The 3,008-nt window shown below is 65.1% G+C and carries 5 protein-coding genes; 1 reads left to right on the top strand and 4 read right to left on the bottom strand.

What is annotated here, in order from left to right; translation table 11 throughout:
* Positions 1-305 precede the first annotated feature (305 nt).
* The gene (locus QP868_RS11975; RefSeq protein WP_284926785.1) at positions 306-1,013 is read left to right on the top strand and encodes a tyrosine-type recombinase/integrase; all 708 of its coding nucleotides are present in this window, start codon (positions 306-308) and stop codon (positions 1,011-1,013) included.
* A 239-nt stretch (positions 1,014-1,252) separates the two neighbouring features.
* On the opposite strand, the gene QP868_RS11970 is transcribed toward QP868_RS11975, so the two are convergent.
* The 4 genes from QP868_RS11970 to QP868_RS11955 form a co-directional block, all read right to left on the bottom strand.
* Complete coding sequence (locus QP868_RS11970; protein WP_284926784.1) at positions 1,253-1,444, bottom strand: hypothetical protein; 192 nt, start codon at positions 1,442-1,444, stop codon at positions 1,253-1,255.
* Positions 1,441-1,746 (bottom strand): hypothetical protein, encoded by a 306-nt coding sequence (locus tag QP868_RS11965; protein WP_284926783.1) that lies wholly within the window; start codon positions 1,744-1,746, stop codon positions 1,441-1,443. Before QP868_RS11965 ends, QP868_RS11970 begins: the two co-directional genes overlap by 4 nt.
* A complete protein-coding gene (locus QP868_RS11960; protein ID WP_284926782.1) occupies positions 1,743-2,444 on the bottom strand; it encodes a peptidoglycan-binding domain-containing protein in 702 nt (233 codons plus the stop codon). The genes QP868_RS11965 and QP868_RS11960 overlap by 4 nt, the downstream gene beginning before the upstream one ends.
* A 13-nt stretch (positions 2,445-2,457) precedes the next feature.
* The coding region (locus QP868_RS11955; protein WP_284926781.1) for a hypothetical protein at positions 2,458-3,008 on the bottom strand (551 nt) is incomplete at its 5' end.

Genomic DNA, 3,008 nt, shown 5'->3' with positions numbered 1-3,008 from the left:
ACACAAAAAAAGGGGAACGATGACCCGACACACCCACACACAAAAAGGGAACGATGACCCGACACATCAACGCCCCAAAACACAAAAAATCTCGGGACATCGAGTGAACGATGTCCCGAGACTTCACATTGCGCGCCACGAGGGATTCGAACCCCCAACCTTCTGTTTGGTGACCTCGGCAGCTGCATGATGGTGCTATGAACTTCCCTACCTGGCTTCCCCTCATTGAAGCGTTCATTACGTCCCAGTCAGCAGCCGGAGCACCCTCAACCACCTGCCGGGCGCGCCGGGAGCACCTCGCGCACATGGCTCGGCGTATCCCCACCTCCCCCGAGGCGACCGGCGCCGACGAGCTACTCGCGTACTTTGCAGCCCAGGCGTGGGCACCCGAGACACGCCGAGGCAGGCGCACGACGATGCGGGCGTTTTGGTCGTGGACGGTGGCCACAGGACGCCTAGAGCACAACATTGCCGAGGCGATCCCGCGTGTGAAGCCGGGCAAGCCGAACCCGAGGCCCTGCCCTGATGCCGCGTACAAGCGGGCGCTACTGGCCGCCGGGCAGCGTGAACGACTTATGCTCAGGCTGTCGGCCGAGCTGGGCCTGCGCCGGGCCGAGGTAGCAGGCATTCATGCCCGCGATGTGGTCGACGACCTCGGCGGCAGCTCACTCATCGTTCACGGCAAGGGCGGCAAGCTGCGCACCGTGCCACTGCCCACCGGCCTCGGGATCGAGCTGAGCAGCCGCGCCGAGCAGGGCGGCTACCTGTTCCCCGGCGATGACGGCGGGCACCTGTCCCCGCGCTGGGTCGGCAAGCTCGTCGGCAGGCTCCTGCCCGAGGGCCTGACCATGCACACGCTGCGACACAGGTTCGCGTCGCGGGCGTGGGCCAACGGCGTCGATGTGTGGGTGCTGCAAGACCTCCTTGGGCACGCCTCGGCAGACACCACGCGCCGCTACGTCGCGCTGCCGAACACGGTACACCGGGCAGCGATCGAGCAGCTCGCCAGCTAGACAGATCACAGACGACAAGGCCCCGGCTCATTGAGCCGGGGCCTTGTCGTGTTCCCGAGGTCATCCCCGAGGTCATCCCCGCTGCCGAGACCACGACGAGCACGCTGCACCGAACGCGGTGATTGATGTTTCATCTAATTGTAGAGTTTCACAATTTGACAGATGTGATAGTCGCATTTCGCTTGTAGCTTTCATACAATTTTAGTCTCGGCCGAGAGCACGGCGATGATCTCGGCGACTCAGTGGCGGGGTCGGCGCTCGGGGTCGGGGACGATCCAGGCTGCGCCTGCGGTGACGAGCAGCGTGAACGCGCTGGCGACCTCGGGCGGGATCACAAGCTGCGGCCATATCGCGGTTGCGGCCCACACGACGATGATCGTGACCGCGCCTGCGGTCGATCCGGTGGTGACTGTGCGGGATGGTGATCTCATTCTTGATTCTCCTCGAGGCGAGTTAGTCGGTCGTCTACGCTGTCGAGCCGGGTGACGATGCGACCGGTGCGGTTGTCGGTCATGGTGATGTGATCGAGCAGCAGCTCGCTGAGGCGGTCGATCTTGGCGTCAACGTCAACCTGGCGGCGCTCAGTTTTCGTCGCTGTGGACTGCAAGCGGGCGTTCTGGCGGCGGATATCGGCTAGGCACTGAGCAGCCCGGCCAGCCGTGGCTGAGAGCGCACCGATGAGCAGCCCGATCGCGGTCAGCAGCGCGGTAACATCGTCGATCGTGGCGGTCATGTGATCGGCGCTTCCCACAAAGCCGCCCAGGTCTCGGCACCGACACCGCCGTCGACGCGCAGCCGCTTCTCTCGTTGGAACTTGCGCACCACGTCGCGGGTGTCGGGGCCGTAGCGTCCATCCACGCTGATGCGCCAGCCGCGATCTTTGAGGCGTTGCTGTAGCGTGCGGATGCCGTCACGGTCACGCTTCCAGTAGCCGCTATGGTTGCGGGGGTCGCGGGATTCCGGGCCGTACCAGTGGCCCTTGGGGAGTGGGAACGGCGGGGCTTTGCTCGCCTTGGGCTTCGGGTCAGGCTGCGGTGCGGTGGCGGCGGCGATTCCCCAGCTGCGTCGGTCGTTCTCGGCCGAGGCGCGCTGATAGATGCTGATGTGCACGTGTGCGGTGTGCGGGTTCGAGCCGCTGTAGCGGCGCGGCTTGAAGCCGCCGATGTCGCGGTTCATGATCTGCCGGTTGAAGATGATGTACCGGACGCTTGGGTGCTTTTTCGCGGCGTCGATGAGGGCGCGGGTGTCGATGCCTTTGGCGGTAATGTCGATCGCGTTCACCGATCCCCGACTGTTCGGGTTGTGATCCGACGTGCGGGCTGAATGTGCCCGGTCTCCGATCGTGCCGTCACTGGCCTTGGAGCGGTGCGGCCAGCGGGCGTTGACCTCGGCGCGCAGCTGAGCTAGAGAGGGAGCGAGATACCAGGGCATTGCGGGCTTCCTTTCAGGCGGGCAGGGCTAGGGTGGTGACGAACGCGATTGATTTACCCTTGCGGAGGATGGTGCCGGGGGGCTGCTCTACTGTCAGGCTGAGGTCACCGTCTTGCCCGTAGCTGAGCGCGGCTGGCAGGGCGCGGGGGTCTTTCTTTAGCAGGGTGGTTGAGAAGTCAATCGCCACGATGAATGCGGCAGCAGTGAGCCACTCGCTGATGAGGGGCAAGCGCGCGACCTCGCGTTGTACCGGCTGGTCTGAGGTGTCCCACCCGTTCGAGTGCATGACACACGCGAGAGTGCATGTCTGGTCACCGTTGTCGCGGATGCGTACATGGGCTCCCGAGGTGGTGTCCAGGTAGGTGTCTGTACCGGCGGTACCGGCCTGCCAGGGTGCTGCGTTACCTCCGGGGTCACCTTTCGGGCCGGGGTCACCTTTCGGGCCGGGGTCACCTTTCGGGCCGGGGTCACCTTTCGGGCCGGGGTTACCTTTCGGGCCGGGGTCACCTTTCGGGCCGGGGTCACCTTTCGGGCCGGGGTCACCTTTCGGGCCGGGGTTACCTT

This window comes from Brevibacterium sp. UMB1308A (assembly GCF_030230605.1).
GTDB lineage: Bacteria > Actinomycetota > Actinomycetes > Actinomycetales > Brevibacteriaceae > Brevibacterium.
Note: the sequence above shows the minus strand (reverse complement) of the source record. Positions and strands in the feature narration are given on the sequence as shown.